The sequence below is a fragment of the Sulfitobacter sediminivivens genome, from assembly GCF_042611115.2.
In the GTDB taxonomy this organism is placed as follows: Bacteria; Pseudomonadota; Alphaproteobacteria; order Rhodobacterales; family Rhodobacteraceae; genus Sulfitobacter; species Sulfitobacter sediminivivens.
In genome coordinates this window covers 19,363-36,032 of sequence record NZ_JBHGAR020000015.1, presented here as the reverse complement: position 1 = coordinate 36,032, position 16,670 = coordinate 19,363, and the positions used below count along the sequence as shown (strand labels likewise).

14 protein-coding genes are annotated in these 16,670 nt (G+C 55.9%); 6 read left to right on the top strand and 8 right to left on the bottom strand.

Annotated features, from left to right (window positions below; genetic code table 11):
• Positions 1 to 19: 19 nt before the first annotated feature.
• The 4 genes from ACEWL3_RS14860 to ACEWL3_RS14845 are packed head-to-tail and all read right to left on the bottom strand — an operon-like array spanning position 20 to position 4,511.
• A complete protein-coding gene (locus ACEWL3_RS14860) occupies positions 20 to 922 on the bottom strand; it encodes a sulfotransferase family protein (RefSeq protein ID WP_386184147.1) in 903 nt (300 codons plus the stop codon).
• Between the two features lie 33 nt (positions 923 to 955).
• Positions 956 to 1,981: a glycosyltransferase family 2 protein gene (locus tag ACEWL3_RS14855; protein ID WP_386184144.1), complete on the bottom strand. Its 1,026-nt coding sequence runs from the start codon at positions 1,979 to 1,981 to the stop codon at positions 956 to 958.
• Positions 1,978 to 3,492, bottom strand: coding sequence for a hypothetical protein (locus ACEWL3_RS14850; protein ID WP_386184142.1), 1,515 nt, complete (start codon positions 3,490 to 3,492; stop codon positions 1,978 to 1,980). Before ACEWL3_RS14850 ends, ACEWL3_RS14855 begins: the two co-directional genes overlap by 4 nt.
• Positions 3,489 to 4,511, bottom strand: a complete 1,023-nt coding sequence (locus ACEWL3_RS14845) for a UDP-glucuronic acid decarboxylase family protein (protein WP_386184140.1) — start codon at positions 4,509 to 4,511, stop codon at positions 3,489 to 3,491. The genes ACEWL3_RS14850 and ACEWL3_RS14845 overlap by 4 nt, the downstream gene beginning before the upstream one ends.
• Positions 4,512 to 4,886: 375 nt before the next feature.
• Between ACEWL3_RS14845 and ACEWL3_RS14840 the strand changes: the two genes are divergently transcribed.
• Both ACEWL3_RS14840 and ACEWL3_RS14835 read left to right on the top strand, forming a co-directional pair.
• Positions 4,887 to 5,591 carry a rhomboid family intramembrane serine protease gene (locus ACEWL3_RS14840; protein ID WP_386184137.1) on the top strand — a complete coding sequence of 235 codons (705 nt, stop codon included), beginning with the start codon at positions 4,887 to 4,889 and terminating at the stop codon, positions 5,589 to 5,591.
• A gap of 210 nt (positions 5,592 to 5,801) precedes the next feature.
• Entirely contained in the window at positions 5,802 to 6,335 is a 534-nt protein-coding gene (locus ACEWL3_RS14835) for a VPLPA-CTERM sorting domain-containing protein (RefSeq protein ID WP_386184135.1), read from the top strand.
• A gap of 156 nt (positions 6,336 to 6,491) precedes the next feature.
• On the opposite strand, the gene ACEWL3_RS14830 is transcribed toward ACEWL3_RS14835, so the two are convergent.
• From ACEWL3_RS14830 to ACEWL3_RS14815, 4 genes are all read right to left on the bottom strand, one after another.
• Positions 6,492 to 7,379 (bottom strand): glycosyltransferase family 2 protein, encoded by an 888-nt coding sequence (locus ACEWL3_RS14830; protein WP_386184132.1) that lies wholly within the window; start codon positions 7,377 to 7,379, stop codon positions 6,492 to 6,494.
• Positions 7,360 to 8,181: a CpsD/CapB family tyrosine-protein kinase gene (locus ACEWL3_RS14825; protein ID WP_386184130.1), complete on the bottom strand. Its 822-nt coding sequence runs from the start codon at positions 8,179 to 8,181 to the stop codon at positions 7,360 to 7,362. Before ACEWL3_RS14825 ends, ACEWL3_RS14830 begins: the two co-directional genes overlap by 20 nt.
• 61 nt (positions 8,182 to 8,242) lie before the next feature.
• The gene (locus ACEWL3_RS14820; protein ID WP_386184128.1) at positions 8,243 to 9,784 is read right to left on the bottom strand and encodes a GumC family protein; all 1,542 of its coding nucleotides are present in this window, start codon (positions 9,782 to 9,784) and stop codon (positions 8,243 to 8,245) included.
• 1 nt (position 9,785) lies between these two features.
• Entirely contained in the window at positions 9,786 to 10,664 is an 879-nt protein-coding gene (locus tag ACEWL3_RS14815) for an ExeA family protein (RefSeq protein WP_386184125.1), read from the bottom strand.
• Between the two features lie 636 nt (positions 10,665 to 11,300).
• Here ACEWL3_RS14815 and ACEWL3_RS14810 point away from each other — a divergent pair.
• The 4 genes from ACEWL3_RS14810 (at position 11,301) to ACEWL3_RS14795 (ending at position 16,644) form a co-directional block, all read left to right on the top strand.
• Positions 11,301 to 11,933, top strand: coding sequence for a sugar transferase (locus ACEWL3_RS14810; protein WP_386184123.1), 633 nt, complete (start codon positions 11,301 to 11,303; stop codon positions 11,931 to 11,933).
• Between the two features lie 67 nt (positions 11,934 to 12,000).
• Positions 12,001 to 14,463 (top strand): tetratricopeptide repeat protein, encoded by a 2,463-nt coding sequence (locus tag ACEWL3_RS14805; RefSeq protein WP_386184121.1) that lies wholly within the window; start codon positions 12,001 to 12,003, stop codon positions 14,461 to 14,463.
• A 125-nt stretch (positions 14,464 to 14,588) separates the two neighbouring features.
• Positions 14,589 to 15,206 (top strand): polysaccharide biosynthesis/export family protein, encoded by a 618-nt coding sequence (locus ACEWL3_RS14800; RefSeq protein WP_386184119.1) that lies wholly within the window; start codon positions 14,589 to 14,591, stop codon positions 15,204 to 15,206.
• Between the two features lie 10 nt (positions 15,207 to 15,216).
• Positions 15,217 to 16,644, top strand: a complete 1,428-nt coding sequence (locus ACEWL3_RS14795; protein ID WP_386184117.1) for a hypothetical protein — start codon at positions 15,217 to 15,219, stop codon at positions 16,642 to 16,644.
• The last annotated feature ends 26 nt before the right edge of the window (positions 16,645 to 16,670 follow it).

Genomic DNA, 16,670 nt, shown 5'->3' with positions numbered 1-16,670 from the left:
CAAGTTTGAGAGTGGCCCTTCAGGCGCGCCAGGCGCTGAGGTCACGGTCAAGCAAGTGTTCAAGCGCCTCAATTTCGGGCAGCAGTTTTTCACGCAGGATTGCCCGGGCGCGGGGCGGCATTTCGATCCCGCGTCTGAGATTGAGTTGTGACAGGCGATCCCGGATTTTCCAACGCGCCTCTTGTGGTAGAACCCGTGCAATCAGGCCCGTCACGGGGTTGGGCTTCATCAGGAAATCCTGGAACAAGCGGTTGCGGGGCACCCCCCCTGCATTCGGTTGGGACGACATGGTTGGGTGGAACCCGGTATCTGCGCCGATAAATTTCGTGATGTCCGAGATCAGCCCCTGCGGGTCATTCTGGAAATCTTCGTAAGGGCGGATCAGAAACTGGTTGCGATCAAACAGATTAAAATAGCGCGACAATTGCTCGGCATAGCGCGGAAAGCGCGAATAGCCAAACATTGGTTGCCATCCCGCCGCAAGCCGGTCGTCCTCAGCCTCAAGCGCGGCGGCAAAATCCTCCAGAGGTTCGATCCGCTGTTTTACCGCATAAAGATAGTGAGATAGCGCCTGATCAATCGGATTGCGCAGAACGACCACCATGCGCACCTGCGGAATATGGTGGTATATACGCTCAGGTGCCCTTTCGGAAAACAGATAAAGCGGGGATGCCTCGCCGCGGATACTGCCCGGTGTGGCATCAGAAAATAGGGCCGTATATTTTTCAATATTCGTCACGGAGTTGTTGACGTAATCCGCCCCCGGCCCTTTGTAATTTAGGGCCTCGCCTTCGAAGGAAAAGAAGTTTGGTTCTTTGGCTGCAGGCATGAAGATGCTTGGGTTCTGCCGCAGGTAGCTGTGCAATGCGGTCGTCCCGGCACGCGCGGCACCGATGATCAGAAACTCTGGCAGATCGGCCATCAGAGCGCCCCATTTCTGTGTTGCTGCAAGGCGCTAATTCCGCTTGACACTAAGTTTCTCTTTCTGGCCCAGAACATGATATTCGAACAGGCACCAAACATAAATACTGGCCGAATAGACATAGTAAAACTGGTGATACAGAACGCATTTGAACGCAAACCACAGGCCACCATGCCCGGTCATGGCGCGTGCCAGATCAAGATTGGCCAAAAACGCCAGCACCAAAAGTAAAATTGCCCAGGGCCACAGCCCCGGCCAGATTGGCAGGGCCAGCACCGACAACAGCAGCAGCCCTGCCAGACCTGCGCGCATCCGCTCGGTGCTGGAGGTGTTCAGATCGTCGGTCAGACCTTCACGCGAAATCATCAACCGCGCCCAGGGCAGCGCGCGACAGAAGATGTCCGTGCTCAGGCTGTTGCGGATCGTCCAGACTTTCAGGTGTTTGCCTTGCAGGCGAGGCTCAACCACGATGCGGCGTCCGGTCGCGGCGATCCGGTAGCCCAGTTCGATGTCTTCAATCGACGGCACCTCATAGGTTTTTACATCAAACCCGCCAACCTCGCGGAACACGTCGGCACGGATAGCCCCGCAGCCCGCCCAAAAGGTCCGCGCATCGCGCTTGGCGCGCTGATGGTGATAGCGGTGCAGCAGGTTCTTGTAGCGTGAAAACCACGCCTGCCCGTCGGGCGTATCGTCATAAGAACCAAACACCGCCGCAACATTATCTTCGGACATCGCCCGGCGCACATGGGTCGGCCCGTCGGAGTGGGCAATAACATCCGAGTCGACGAACCACAGAATGTCGCCCGTGGCGTGTTCTGCCGCCAGATTGCGTGCCGCCCCCGGCCCGCCATTCACTGGCGTGGTCAGAACCGTGGCCCCCATCTTGCGCGCCAGATCCGCCGTGCCGTCGGGGGATTGGTCGTCAACCACCAGAACCTGCTGGACCTCGCCGGCCTCCAGCATCGTGATCAGGGGCGTCAGCACCCGTGGCAGCAGATGCTCGGCCTTATAGGCGGGCATTACCACGCTGATTGAAAGCGCATGGTTCTGGGTCATGAACGGGCTCCGGGATCAAACCACGTTTTGTGGCGCGGCAAAGTAAGAATAAGAAACGCAGCCGTGAACGGCAAAAGCCACATCACCCGCGCGCCGTAGCGGGCGGCCGGTTGCGAAACCCCGCCGCAGACCAATGCATTCAGCGCAATCCCGATCAGCACAAACACCGCAAAGACCTTAAGCGGTGGGGCAACCTTGCCAGGCCAAAGCAACAACGCGGTGATGAGCACGAAAGACGCCAGATAAATGGCGGGATGGATAATGTCGGCGATCCTAAGCCACATCTGCGACCGCGTCAGCACACCGCCATCCAGAACGCCAAGCTGCGCCTCGGGCAGGCCCGACATTGATTTTGCATTGCGCTTAACCGATGCGCTGGGAATGGTCATCTTCACGCTGTTCATCCGCAGTTGCGTTGCCGCATTCCGAGCCAGAGCATGGGCAATGCCAAACGGTCGATCGGCCAGAACCTGAAAGAAAAACGCGCGCTGCTCATTCGCCACCGCTTTTTGATCTTCGGGTGTCATCAGCCGAAAGGACCCAAGTGCGGGGGTGCGTTCGAAAATAATATGCGACACGGTCATCCGGTAAGGATCGTCAGACCACGTCAGGGCCTCATGCAGGGCGCAGGTTGCCAGATCTGCGCGCGGGCAGTGGTCATCCAGATAGGCCAGACCGGGGCCATCCACGATCAGCCGCGCGGTGATATGCGGCGTGTAAGTCACCTCTTTGCGGGTGACATTCTTTACCGCAATCTCAAAGGCCTTACGTTCGCCAATCGCGATCAGAACAAGACATGCGACAAAGCCCGCAGCAACCCACCGGCCCCACCCTTGGCCCGAACCCAGCCGCAGCAGCGCCGCCAGTATGACAAAGGGCAGCATCAAAACCGCGATCCCCAGATGCGATGGATGCAAAACCACCGCCAGCGCCACCAGTGCAAAGGCCACCACCCATTCCGCCGGACGCATCTGATGCCCCATGGCCACCACGGTGGCGATCAGGATCAACATGATTGGTGCGAAAATATCCGGCATGACATAGGCGATATAAAACGGCAGCGATGTTGTTGCCGCTACCAGAACAGGCAGGGTTATCATCGGCATGGTGCCGTATCCCGACGGGATAACACGCCCCGTTACCCGTACCGCCAACCAGACGGCCAGCAGCAGATTTGCCAGATGAAACAGCGCAACCCCGCCCAGCATATCCGCCCGCCAAAACCCCGCGACAATCAGCGCATAGACCATCGAGCGTGATCCGTCAGTCGTGGTATCGGCCTTTTCACCTGTGGCAGCCCCCTGCCCCACTGCGTCAGAACCGGCCCCAGCTTCAGGCAGGATCAGGGACAGCGCCGTATTGCCCTGTTTGAAATAGCTGCCCGTATCAAAATAATAAAGCGGGCCACGGTTGATCATCAGCACCATCAAACAGATGGCCACGGTAACGCCCAGCAACACCGCCGGGCCAAGCCACCGCGCCGCGCCGTCCGATGTGCTTTGCAGCCTCATTTGCGATCCGCAGCGCCCTTTGTCGCTGCGACGATCTTTCTGAAGTAGGCAATCGTTGTCTCAAGCCCTTCTTCAAGTTGCACCTGAGGCACCCAGCCCAATTGATCACGCGCCCGGGTGATGTTGGGCTGGCGCTGGATCGGATCATCCTGTGGCAGGGGTTTGAACACCAGTTCCGAAGTTGATGCGGTCATGCGGATCACCGTTTCGGCCAATTGCCTGATGCTCAACTCAACCGGATTGCCCAGATTGATCGGGCCCGTTACATCGGGGCCGGATTCCATCAGCCGGATCAGCCCATCAATCAGATCCGACACAAAACAGAACGACCGGGTCTGGTTGCCCTCGCCGTAGATCGTGATCGGCTCACCGGCCAGCGCCTGCATGATAAAGTTGGACACCACCCGCCCGTCATCAGGGTGCATATTGGGCCCGTAGGTGTTGAATATCCGCGCCACTTTGATCCGCAGCTTGTGCTGACGGTAGTAATCAAAAAACAGCGTCTCGGCACAGCGCTTGCCCTCGTCATAGCAAGAGCGGAACCCGATCGGGTTCACATTGCCCCAATATTCCTCGGTTTGCGGATGCACTGTCGGATCGCCGTATACCTCCGAGGTGGATGCCTGCAGGATTTTGGCATTGATCCGTTTGGCCAGTCCCAGCATGTTGATCGCGCCGTGCACCGAGGTCTTGGTGGTTTGCACTGGATCATGCTGATAGTGAAACGGCGAGGCCGGACAGGCGAGATTGTAAATCTCGTCGACCTCGACATAGAGCGGAAAGGTCACATCATGGCGCATCACCTCAAACCGGGGATTGCTCAGCAGGTGGCGCACATTGGCACGCCGGCCGGTAAAGAAGTTGTCGGCGCATAAAACCTCATGCCCCTGTTTCAGCAGCGCCGCACAGAGATGCGAGCCCAGAAACCCGGCACCGCCTGTGATCAGAATGCGCTTGGCACTCAGGTGCAGCAGGTCTTCTTGGTCAAAATCATCTTTTGGAAAATCAGGTGAAGTCATCAGCGGTCTCGGTGGCCTCCGTGCGCTCGGACATGAGGGAAAAGTCGTTTCATATTTTTAAATGCCCGGACATATCGTCAAAGTTAAAAATCAATTGCCGGGCGTATATTGAAACAGGTATGTGGCCATGCATCCCAAGCGTCACCCTGCCTGTTAATCTACACACAATCGGTGCAAACCAGAAGAATAAACATGGGCTTAATGGCTTTTATGTCTGTTTCAGAGCCCGATGGCCCCCGTTTGATAAATATGCACAACTGCACGTGCCATTTTCGTGAACAATGCTTTGGATATTTCGGAATCGTCCATCCATCAGACAGCAATTGAACACGGGTTCAAACGCCCGCCAAACCTCATAGGCCCCGCATCTTCGATATGACGTCACCCCAACTGCACAGAACCCGCCCCGGCCTGAAGCAAACGGGCCATTCCCGATCTGGCCCTCGATCTGGCCCCCGATCTGGCCGATGGGTTTTATGGGCTCTGGCCCTCCTGCCCTGCCTGATCGAAGCCGCGCTTCAGGCTTCTGATGCCGGGCTGTTTGGGGGTCTGCACTGGCGGTCATGGGCCTATCAGAACGGGGCATTCTGGACCGGATTTCTGACCGGCTGGCAGCCCGGGTATGCCGCCCAGCCTGTCACCATGTTCTTAAGCTATGCGGTGCTTCATGCCGGGCTGGCCCATCTGGCCGGAAACATGCTGATGCTCGCCTTGCTTGGGGATCGGCTTTTGCAAAGGCTTCCGCCGGTTCTGGCACCTTGGCTTTTTATCCTGCTCTATCTGGGGTCCGCGATTGGCGGCGGGGCTGGGTTTGCCCTGCTGGCCCCGGCCTCTTTGCCCATGGTCGGGGCTTCGGGGGCTGTGTTCGGGCTGGTGGGCGCGCTGCTGTGTCACGATACCATCCGATACGCCCGCGCGGGCCTGCCGCGCGCCCCGGTTCTGATCAGGATCGCCGGGCTTGTGGGGCTTAACCTGCTGTTTTGGTTTGCAGAAGACGGGTTGCTGGCCTGGCAGGCCCATCTGGGGGGTTTCATCACCGGCTGGATAGTGATGTGGCTGATCACGCAGTTCGATTCTTAACAAACCGCCCTGCCATTGTTCGCGAATCCAAGACAATCCATAATATGTGGCAAAATTATGTTTGAATTCAGGCTAATCTGTCCCAGAAAAGCCATTTTTTACCAAACGATATTTTGCATATTTTCCCGGAATAGGTTAATAGAGTTAATAGTGAACCTGCTTGTCTGGTGGGGATCGCGGTGAAGTGTTCAAGAGATAGGTAGGATTCTGATGTTTAGAACGTTGAAGATAGTGGCAGCAGCACTCGCCACAGCCGTCGTAATGAGTGGATCAGCAAGCGCCCTGACATCCGTATCAGCCAACGGCTCATATGACATTACATCTGACAATCTGTTTATCGGGACGGTTAACTCTTTTGGCGGCAGCGGCAGCCATTCGGTCAACTTCACATCGCCGGTTAACCCGCTTAACGCTCAGGCAAATGCCTCAGTGACGGTCAATGTTCTGGGCACCTTCACGGGCCTGACCATCAGCTGGATCGATGTGGCAACCAACTCGGTTCTGAATTCAACCTCGATTCTGGCGGGTATCACAACGCTCAAGACCCTGTTCAACAACAACGCGCAAGGTCAGAACCTGGTGTTCAACTGGCAAAACTCGACACCGACAAAGAACGGTGGGCCTGTAACATTCGACTTTGATGTATCGGCTGTGCCACTGCCAGCGGGTGGCCTTTTGCTTCTGACCGCTCTTGGTGGTCTGGGCCTTGCACGCCGCCGTCGCAAGACGGCTGTGGCTGCCTGATACCGGCACCACGTTTAAAAACCTAGCTTATGTTTTCAGGGGCCGTTCGCGGCCCCTTTTGCTTGGCCAGATTTGCCGAACTGATCCTTAAAGCACTTTCGGAAAAAACCTGGACCCACCCAACGCTGACCAAACACCGCGTTACGTGCTGTCGCTTCAGATCGGGCCACCAAAGGCCTGCTGCAACATCCAGATCATGCGCTGACATCTCAGCCGGATCAGGGTCGCAATCGCACGCGCACTCTCGCCCGGTGAGGCCAGCTTGTCACTGGCCAGAACCTTGGGAATATGCACCACCGCACTGGCCGGCATCATCAATGCCCGGATGGCCCACCGCAAACGTGGCACCAGACCGGCACCGTTCAACTGATAGGCTTCACGCGTTGTCCGGCACCACTTGGCCTTAAGGGCCGGCCAGTCCTGCCGCGATGGATGGCTGACCTGCAACCGGTCCTCATAGATCAGGCTATAGCCATGCGCGACCGCGCGCATGGTCCATTCGCGGTCTTCCGACACGCCATTGATAAACCCCCCGATCGCATCGAAAATATCGCGCCGGGTCAGCAGATTGCCCGAACCGGAAAACCCCTGAACCTCGATATACTTGCGGAAGTTGAAGGCAAATACCGCCTCGAACGCCTCGGACCCGCTACGCGGTGCCGGGGTTTCGTCAAACACATCAACCCGCCCACCAATCAAATCGGCCCGCCCGGAAATTTCGCGCCCGACAGTCAGCCAATCATGGGCCGGGATGCAATCGGCATCTATGAAAAACAGCCGCTGGGCTGTGGTTTCGGCCACGCCCCGGTTGCGCGCCACGGCGGCCCCTTTTTCACTTTCGACGATGAACCGCACCTTTGGATATGCCGCACGCACCCCATCAAGCGAGACCGGAGAGTTGTTATCGACAACAACGATCTCGGTCTGCGCGATATCGTTTTGCATCAACGCCTGAAGGCACCGCTCCAGCCGGGGGATGTCGTTGTAATGCGGGATGATGACAGCATCAACCGGGGCCGTCGGCTTAATAGGTGCCGTACTCATGGCCAAAAGCCTCGCTGATATAACGACATTTGTTCAGCACGATCCCCATCACATTGGTAAGATCCGCCAATTGCCGCTCGGCCAAGTCGATATGGTCGATGTTGGTCTTTTCTGCCGCCGCCAAAAGCAGCGCACAATCGACGTTCTTGAGAAACCCGTGGCTGTCATCACTGGCCATCAAAGGTGGGGTATCAAACAGAACGACATCGGGCTTATACACCTCTTCGATCTGGTCAAGCAGTGCCAGTGTCAGAGGGCTTTGCAGAATTTCCGACGGGTTGCGCGTGGGCGCAAAATTCAATCCGAAAATCACATTCTCGCCATGGCGGCGGGCATGCTCATGGAAGGGCACCTTGCCCTGGATGACATCTGACATGCTATGTGTGCCGGTCTGGTTCAGAATCTCGGCCAGCCCCATACGTCGCAGATCAAAATCAAGCACCACAATGCGCAGTTCTGTCTGCCGGCTCAGGCTGAATGCCAGATTGGCAATCGCCGTGCTTTTGCCGCAACCGCTATAGGGCGAAGTCAGCGCAACGCGGCACCATCCGTTGGCCCGGATCTGCTGCAACATCTTGGTGCGCAGCATATCATAGGGGGCTGCATCGGGTCCGCCGTCATAAGACATCAACCGGTTGCGCACCCGGATTTTTTTGCTGATCTCGATTTCTGGCAGCATCGTCCAGGCATCGTCAATCTGCTCAGGCTCAAACCGCTGTTCTTCGCTCAGGTGCAATGGCTCAGGTTTGCGGTTTGCGCGCTCAGAGCGGGCCTTTTGAATGGCTTGCTGAAGACGGTCCATTACACGCCCACCAACAAAATACACAAGGCCACAACATTCGGTTCCAAAACAACATTCCTCATTAATAGATCCGCAACTTGTCCATCACCCTTTCGGCGATCAGATCAAGTGGCTGATAAAATGTATGCACCGCCCAGACCCCAACGGGTATTCCGATCAGGATGATCAGAACCACCGTCGTCCAGCCGGCCCGTTTGGCCATCGCTTCGCCGCGCGATTGCACGTAAGGGATCGTCGCAATCGGCCAAACCTCAAGCTTTCTGATCAGATCTTCCGGACGCCGCGCGGTTTTATTCAAAAGCTCCATCAGCAGAACAAGACCCGCCCCCAATGCGATGCCAAAGAGCGCCCCGCCACCGGCAATCATGAGGCGATCTGGTTTGGCAGGCGCGCTTGGGACTGTAGGATACTCAATCACCGAGATGCGCTGACCTTGTGAGGATTCCTCAATACGCTCGCCGGTCGAGGCCTGCGCCAGACGGCCTACGGCAGCGTTATACTGCATCTGAATATTATCATGATCCCGCTGCAACTCAGCCAGAATGATCCCGTTGGCGGGAGTCTGTTCGATCGTGGCTGTCAGCTTGGCAAGCCGCTTTGCGATCACGATCTTCTGGTCTGTCAGCGATTCAATCTGACTGTCGATCTGAGCAAGTTGTAGATTGAGGCTCGAATTACCTGTCTGGGCAGCAGTTTGGCCTGTAGCACTTGTAACCTGCTCAGCCGCGACCACTTCTTGAAGCTGCTCAATTCTTGCCCGCAGCAAGGTGATGCGTGGGTTGCTTTCAGAATAGACCGCCCGGTCATTGCTGAGTTGGCGCTGAAGCTGATCCAGCTGTTGCTGAGACGGGGTCTGATTCTGCTGCGCCACACCGACAACCTGCCCGGTTGAATTATAGATCGCCATCAGCTTCTCGCGCTGGCTCTGGAGCGAAAATATCTGCTGGTCCATCTGTTCAAGATTGGTCTGCAACGCGCCCTGCTGCGCCTGCCGAAACTGGAGACTCTCCGGCAACGCGCCAGCATTTTTTTTCTTAAATTCCAGAATGCCACCGCTGCGCTGGTCCAGCTCGTTGCTCAACCGCTCCACTTCCTGTTCGAAAAATTCAAGCGTCCCCGAGGCACGTTCCTTGCGGTAACTCACATCCAGCTTCTGGATCTCGGTCAGATATTCGTTCAGCACTCCGCCTGCCGATGCCCCAGTGGGTGCCTCAAATGAGATTGTCATCAAAGTGGCCTGACCACGGCCACCACTGATACGAATCCACGTTTGGGCGCGCAGGGCCTCCACAATCCGGTCAGGACTGGCCTCGGCCTGGTCCTTCATCACCTCGTATTTTCTGGAGATATCCAACAGCACCGGCCGCGTCAGCAGGCGTTGCTCGACAATTTGAAGCTGCTCCTGCGCGGGGGTGGTGACCGTGCTTGTGGCCATCGCGGTCGGAATTTGCGGCTCTTCAACAATCAGCCGCATCTGCGACACATAGGTGGGCGGCAATGTCATCGCGACAATGATCGACACGGCCGACACAACTGTCGCCACGATCAGAAAATACGGCAACCGCCTGATAAAAACAGAGCTATAATAACGAATTGGGCCCATCTTAGATTGTCAGCTCCTTTTCCAGAGAATTGCCGCCAAAAAACACACCGTCTTCAATGACCAGATCAACAATGTGTTCGTCCACCTTATGGGTCTCATTTGTCCAAGCGTAAAGCAGTGCAAAGTCGCAGAACTGATTGACCAGACGCGGCACACCGCGGGTTTGCTCGTACACCCGCTTGCACGCCGCTTTATCGAATTCCTGGCCGGTACCACCCGCCGTTTTCAGCCGGTGTCTGATATAGTTTTCCACCGTTTCCGCATCCATCCGTGCCAGATGAAAACTGGCCGCGACCCTCTGGGTCAGCTGCCGCATCTTGGGATCCAGGATCAGATCGCGCAATTCGGGCTGGCCCACCAGAATAAGCTGGATCAGTTCATCTGTATTGGAATTGATATTGGTCAGCATCCTGACTTCTTCAAGACCTTCAACCGTCAGGTTCTGGGCCTCGTCAAAGATCAAAACCACCCGGCGCCCCTTGGCATATTCAGCCACCAGAAAATCCTGCAATGTCTGGAACATCTTCACATAGCCTGCACCGTCTTCGACCGGCACGCCCAAAGCGTTCAGCACCCATTGCAGCAACTCGCCGCGCCCCCCCTGAGCATTTGAAATCAGACCAACGGTGATCGTGGATTCCAGCTCACTCAGAAGATGTTGGATCAAGGTGGTTTTCCCTGCCCCGATTTCTCCGCTCAGAACCGTGATCGGCGCACAGGTCATGATGCCAAACTGCAAGACGGAATAGCCGCGCTTGTGCAGCGGTGACCAATACATGAACCCCGGATCTGGAAGAAGCGTAAACGGTCGCCGATTGAAGCCAAAAAACTCCAGATAAAACCCATCACTAGAGGTCATGCCAGCGTAAGAACCTTCCATCGTCTCAAATCCATTTTTGGGCTGCTGGGGGCTGACGTGAAATGAAGCCAAAATTTCCAGCGAATCCTTTAATATTCCATATCATAGCGCAACCTGAAGGTAACACAGCAAACCAATCGCCCATAAGGTCAAGCGGGGGGTATTATTAGGGGCTAGGGCAGGAATATTGATCACTCCAGGGCACCAATCGCAACAATTCTCAAAGATTGTTTCTCATAACTCCGTCCAATGATCCGAAGACCTGACACCCTGAACCGGTGCATGCTCCCAAACGCAAGTCTCCTAAAGCCGGTTGTGGGTTTTCGATTGTAAAGCAGGCCTATCCGCTACATTGTCTTTATTGAGGGTAAAATTATGTCCCAATTGCGGCGCTTCAAATTACAACTATAGGTATAATTTATTTTATTTAAAATGATTTAAAAGAATTCCAGCGTCCTCATGCCCCGATTAGTATTTTGCGAATCGCTGGGTATTCGTTAATATTCATTCACTTACCGAGCACAATATTGTGTTTGGAAAATATATTGCTCTAAGTCGTTAAATTTATTTTTGTGCTTTGTATCTAGGGGGTTAACTGTGACAATCCATTCAAAGGAGGTTGTCAACGCCAGGGTTGGCTTCTCAGCCAAACCAAAAATGACATCCTCCTCACATTATCCAAGACTTTACAGGGACTTTGGCAAGCGCGTCTTCGACATTTTGCTGGTGGTCTTATCTGCGCCCATCGTGCTGACGTTTACAGTCCTTTTTGCACTTTTTCTGGCATGTCAGGGCGTGAAGCCCTTTTATCTTCAGCCACGGGTTGGCCGGAACGGTAAGGTTTTCAATCTTATCAAACTGCGCACCATGGTGCATGATGCCGACAGCGTTCTGGAACTGCATCTGTCGGACAACCCCGACGCCCGCGACGAGTGGGAGCGCAATCAAAAGCTGCGGCTTGATCCGCGCATCATCAAGGGTGGACTGCTTTTGCGCAAATCCTCAATGGATGAGCTGCCCCAGTTCTGGAATGTTCTGGTGGGCGACATGTCCCTTGTCGGGCCACGTCCAATGATGGTCTGCCAGCAAAAGCTTTACCCCAGCGACACCCATTATTACAGCATGCGTCCGGGCCTTTCCGGCACCTGGCAGGTCTCCAAGCGCAACAACTCCTCATTCGTGGACCGGGCCCTGCATGACAATGCGTACTGGAAAGACATGTCGTTCTCGACTGACCTGTCCATTCTGGCGCGCACCGTCTCTGTTGTGCTGCGCGGAACCGGCTGTTGACGCACCCCGTTCTACACCTATAAATCACCTGAAACGTCGCTGCATTTAATATTGCGGAAAGATAGCAATGACCCAGATTAGCTTTCTCCGCGCTGCGCGCTTTGTGATCACTCTATGTGTTGCGATGACGCTTCTAAGCGCCTGCGACTCCGCCGAAGAACGGGCAGAGGCGCATTTCCAATCCGGGCTGGCCTTGCTGGCAGAGGGCGATGTTGATCGTGCCCTGATTGAGCTTCGCAATGTCTTCAAACTGAACGGCCAGCACAAAGAGGCCCGGCTGACCTATGCCAGGATTGAACGGGAACGGGGTAATATTTCCGGCTCTTACGGCCAATATCTGCGGCTGATTGAACAGGACCCGGACAATCTGGAAGGCCGTCGCGCCCTGGCCGAAATGGCGATAGAGACCGGCAATTGGGAAGAGGTTGGGCGCCACGGCGCTGCGGCGGCCGCACTGAGCCCGGATGACCTTGGCATTCAATCCATCAACAACACATTTGCCTATTCTCAGGCCACTCAGAACGGCGACGCCGATGGCATAGACTACACCGTACATCTTGCCCGCACGCTGGTTGAAGCCGATCCCAGCCTGATGACCGCGCGGCGCGTCGTGATCGACAATCTTGTGCGCAATCAGGACTGGTATGATGTGCTTGCTGAAACTGGCACCGCCCTGACCCTCGACCCGGATATGGGCAGTCTCTATACGATCCGGCTGTCTGCCTTGCAGGCATTGGAAAAATCTGCCGAGATCGCAGAATTGCTCAAGCGGATGGCCAATCAGTTCCCCAAGGACGAGGGCATCAAGCAGATGCTCATTCAGCACTATATCGACCACCAGAATCTGGATGTTGCCGAACAGTTCCTGCGCGCGGATATGGACCCGATGTCTGACGATCATCTCGCAGTTCAGCGGCTAATTGCCTTTTTGGATCAATTCCGCGAGCCTCAGGCCGCCATCGCCGAAATGAACCGCATTATTGCGCTGGACGGACCCAATAAAGCCCGGTTCAAGGCGATGCGCGCAGTTCTGAAATTCAGGACCGGAGACACACAAACCGCAATTACCGAAATGGAAGCCCTGCTTGATAGCGCGGATCGCAGCAACCAGACCCGTGAGATCGAAGTGGAATTTGCCCGACTGCTGTTCCAGGCCAAAAATCCGGTGGACGCGCGCGAATTGATTGAAAAGGTGCTCGCCGAGGATCCAACCCAGGTTGAAGCCCTGAAATTCAAAGCCGCCTGGCTGATCGAAGAGGATGAAACCGGTGAGGCCATCGTGCAGTTGCGCGAAGCCCTTGGCCAGTCCCCGCGTGATGCCCAGTTGATGACACTGATGGCCCGCGCCCACGAGCGCAACGGCGACCGGGCGCTGATGGGTAAGATGCTGGCGCTGGCGGTTGAATCCTCGCTGAACGCACCACAGGAATCGCTGCGCTATGCCCAGTATCTGGCAGCCGAGAATGATCTCACCATTGCCGAAAGCGTGCTGCTCAACGCCCTGCGCCGGTCACCCACGCATTCAGAACTGCTCGCCGTTCTGGGTCATCTCTATCTTGAGATGGAAGACTGGAGCCGGCTGGAAACCGTGGTGCGCATCATGGACGATCTTGGCGACATCCGCACCAAGGGCATGTCCGCACAGCTGAAGGTGACAATGCTTGCCGCGCAGCAACGAACCGGGGATCTTACGGCATTTCTCAGCGATCTGACGAATGATCCCGACTTTGGGCTGTCCGCTGAAATTGCCCTGATCCGGTCGAAGCAGGCGCAGGGCGACACCACCGGCGCGTTTGCGCGGCTGGACCAGCTGTTAAAAGACAACCCCGGCTCGCTGCCGCTGCGGTTCATGAAGGCCTATGGGCTTGTTAGCGACGGCAAGTTCGACGCGGCAGAGGTGGTTTATCGCGCAATTGTCAAAGACCATCCCAACACCGTCGGTGTGTGGATCGCGTTGCACGCGTTGCAAATGGTCCGCGGGGACCTGCCAAAGGCGCAAGCCGTATTGGACGACGCATTGGCCGCCCTGCCTGACGATCCAAACCTGCTGATGCAACAGGCGGCGGCCCATGAACGCAGCAGACAGATGGATAAGGCGATCGAAGTCTATGAGAAACTCTACGCGCTCAACAGCCGATCTCAGGTTGTCGCCAACAACCTTTCAAGCCTGCTGACAACCCATCGCACCGATGACGAAAGCCTGCAGCGCGCCTTTACCCTGGCCCGCCGTCTGCGCGGCACAAGGGTTCCGGCGTTTCAGGATACCTATGGCTGGATCGCCTATCGGATGGGCAATTACGAAGAGGCCCTGCATTATCTTGAACCTGCGGCAGTAGAACTGCCCAATGAACCGCTGGTCCTTTACCATCTGGCCCAAACCTATGCGGCGCTTGATCGCGAAGACGATGCCCTGCGCACCTATCAGGCGGCATTCGCAGTGATGGAAGATCTGGAAACCCCGCCAAGCTTCACCCCCACGCTGGAAGCCGAGATTGCACGGCTCACAGCGGAGCTTGCCGCGGGACAGTGACAAATTAAGGGGTTTAGGCGAAATTTCCGCTGCAATTATGCCGCATTTTACGGCAATCTGAGACTCAGTAGATTGTTTCGCAAAACGGAAGAAGGCATAAGAAATGAAAACGAAAGAGTTGAAAAATGCATAGCGTCATAAAATCATTTATCGTTCTTGTTGTCGCGCTCGTCGCAGCGACCGGTGCTTTTGCGCAGAGTGCTTATAAGATCAAGCCGGGCGATGCCCTTCAGGTCGAGGTCCTCGAAGACCCCAGTCTCAACCGGACCACGCTGGTTTTGCCCGATGGGTCCATCACCTTTCCTCTTGTCGGATCAATCCCGGCAAGCGGGCGTTCAATTGATGCCGTAAAATCGTCTCTGGTGTCTGCTCTGGCCTCAAACTTCAACAAGCAACCAACCGTGTTCATCTCAATCGCAGCCCTCGCACCCCCGCCCGTTGCAATGGCCGACGGACCAGTGGCTCCCCCAACGATCGATATTTTCGTGATGGGTGAGGTTGGCAACCCAGGCAAGCTTTTGGCGACACCGGGTGTAACAATCCTTCAGGCGTTGGCCGAAGCAGGCGGATTAACCGCATTCGCAGCTCAGAAGCGCATCCAATTGCGCCGGGCAGATCCTAATACAGGCGTGATGACGAAATATCTCTACAATTATAAAGGGACGAGCAATAGCATCAAAGGCAGCACTGTTCTTATCCCTGGAGATGTTATCGTGGTACCAGAGCGCCGCTTGTTCGAATAGAGAATAACAGATGGACAAAACCAGAAACAGGCTGTCCTTCATACTGGTGGGCGGGGCGGCCTGTATCACGGCATTCGCACCCGCGATCGGACAACAGACCCCCGCTGCGCGTGGTGCGACCGGGACAGGCAGTGGTCTGAGCGTTACGCTCGACTACCTCACAACACTCAGATATGACGATAACCTTGCCCTGAGAAATTCCTCCATTGGGTCAACATCACGCTGGGAAAACCAGCTTGGCCTCGGGGTGGTGAGCCAGACTCCTGATTCCCTGCTGACCTTCAATCTGTCCGGGCTGCACCGGTCCTCGGACCGTCCGGTTATTGGGACTGCCTCAGAATTCAACGGCCCGACCGTGCGCCTGACATATGCCCGCAACAGCGCCAACAGCCAGATCGCCGGGCAGGCCGAATACCGCGAAACCGATCTGGCCTTCAATCAGACCCTGACCGACATCAATCAGGACGGCGTCATTGATGCCGCCGACATCATCATAGATAACGGTACCCGCATTACAACGCGCGCCGGTGTGACCTGGCAGGTCGGCATCAATGATCCTCTGGGTTTTGTTCTGAGCTACAACCGCAGCGAACGTGAATTTAGGGGCACCACCGACCCGAACCTCTTTGACAATCGCTCCGACAGATATTCACTGGCCACCCTGCTTCGGATCTCTCCTGTCCTGCAGGGGAATGTCACGCTCAGTCATGTTGATTTTTCTGCCAACGATGCCACTCTGACTGACCGGCAAACAACAACCTTGTCTACCGGGGTCACCTATAACGTCTCTCCGGTGACCACAATTGATGCCAGTATCGGTATGTCACGGGTGGATGAGACCCTCAGGGCCATCCCATCCAATACCGTTGATGACGGTTTTGTTGCGTCCCTTGCCTGGACAAAAACCTTGCCCAACGGCGCGGCGAATTTCCGTGTCGACCGGACCTTTGGTACCAATGGTGACCGCACAGATGTGCAGGCCGGCCGATCCTATGTGCTGCCAAGAGGTGCATTTGATTTCAGTTTTGGGGTCACCCAGGGGCCCTTTGGTAACACCACCCCGATCGGCAGCCTCAACTATACCCATACACTGCCTTCATCTCAGTTTACCGCCGCGCTCCAGCGCCGTGTCAGCACCAGCACCCAAAGCGTGGAAACCCAGCAGACACAGGCCAGCCTCGGGTATAATTATTTCATCAACTCAGTGTCCAGCGCGTCCTTGGGGATCAATTATCTAGAACAGGCCAACGACGGTACAGGCCCCGCTAACCGCCGTCAGCGGGCCAATCTCAACGCCTCCTATACCCATGCCCTCACCAAAGACTGGGATATGACTGTCGGCTATCAACACCGGTTTGCCAATGATCCCGCGCCAGGGTCCGCCAGCGGGAATTCCATCTTCGTTTCTCTCGGACGGCAGTTCGTTCTCAAGCCATAAGCAGGACAGGCCACACTGTTTATCCT

Bases quoted from the DNA above. Each gene is read 5' to 3' on its own strand.
- ACEWL3_RS14840 (WP_386184137.1), top strand. From the start codon at position 4,887: ATGACGTCACCCCAACTGCACAGAACCCGCCCCGGCCTGAAGCAAACG.
- ACEWL3_RS14825 (WP_386184130.1), bottom strand. From the start codon at position 8,181: ATGGACCGTCTTCAGCAAGCCATTCAAAAGGCCCGCTCTGAGCGCGCA.
- ACEWL3_RS14820 (WP_386184128.1), bottom strand. From the start codon at position 9,784: ATGGGCCCAATTCGTTATTATAGCTCTGTTTTTATCAGGCGGTTGCCG.
- ACEWL3_RS14795 (WP_386184117.1), top strand. From the start codon at position 15,217: ATGGACAAAACCAGAAACAGGCTGTCCTTCATACTGGTGGGCGGGGCG.
- ACEWL3_RS14810 (WP_386184123.1), top strand. From the start codon at position 11,301: ATGACATCCTCCTCACATTATCCAAGACTTTACAGGGACTTTGGCAAG.
- ACEWL3_RS14855 (WP_386184144.1), bottom strand. From the start codon at position 1,981: ATGACCCAGAACCATGCGCTTTCAATCAGCGTGGTAATGCCCGCCTAT.
- ACEWL3_RS14800 (WP_386184119.1), top strand. From the start codon at position 14,589: ATGCATAGCGTCATAAAATCATTTATCGTTCTTGTTGTCGCGCTCGTC.
- ACEWL3_RS14805 (WP_386184121.1), top strand. From the start codon at position 12,001: ATGACCCAGATTAGCTTTCTCCGCGCTGCGCGCTTTGTGATCACTCTA.
- ACEWL3_RS14860 (WP_386184147.1), bottom strand. From the start codon at position 922: ATGGCCGATCTGCCAGAGTTTCTGATCATCGGTGCCGCGCGTGCCGGG.
- ACEWL3_RS14845 (WP_386184140.1), bottom strand. From the start codon at position 4,511: ATGACTTCACCTGATTTTCCAAAAGATGATTTTGACCAAGAAGACCTG.
- ACEWL3_RS14850 (WP_386184142.1), bottom strand. From the start codon at position 3,492: ATGAGGCTGCAAAGCACATCGGACGGCGCGGCGCGGTGGCTTGGCCCG.
- ACEWL3_RS14830 (WP_386184132.1), bottom strand. From the start codon at position 7,379: ATGAGTACGGCACCTATTAAGCCGACGGCCCCGGTTGATGCTGTCATC.
- ACEWL3_RS14835 (WP_386184135.1), top strand. From the start codon at position 5,802: ATGTTTAGAACGTTGAAGATAGTGGCAGCAGCACTCGCCACAGCCGTC.
- ACEWL3_RS14815 (WP_386184125.1), bottom strand. From the start codon at position 10,664: ATGGAAGGTTCTTACGCTGGCATGACCTCTAGTGATGGGTTTTATCTG.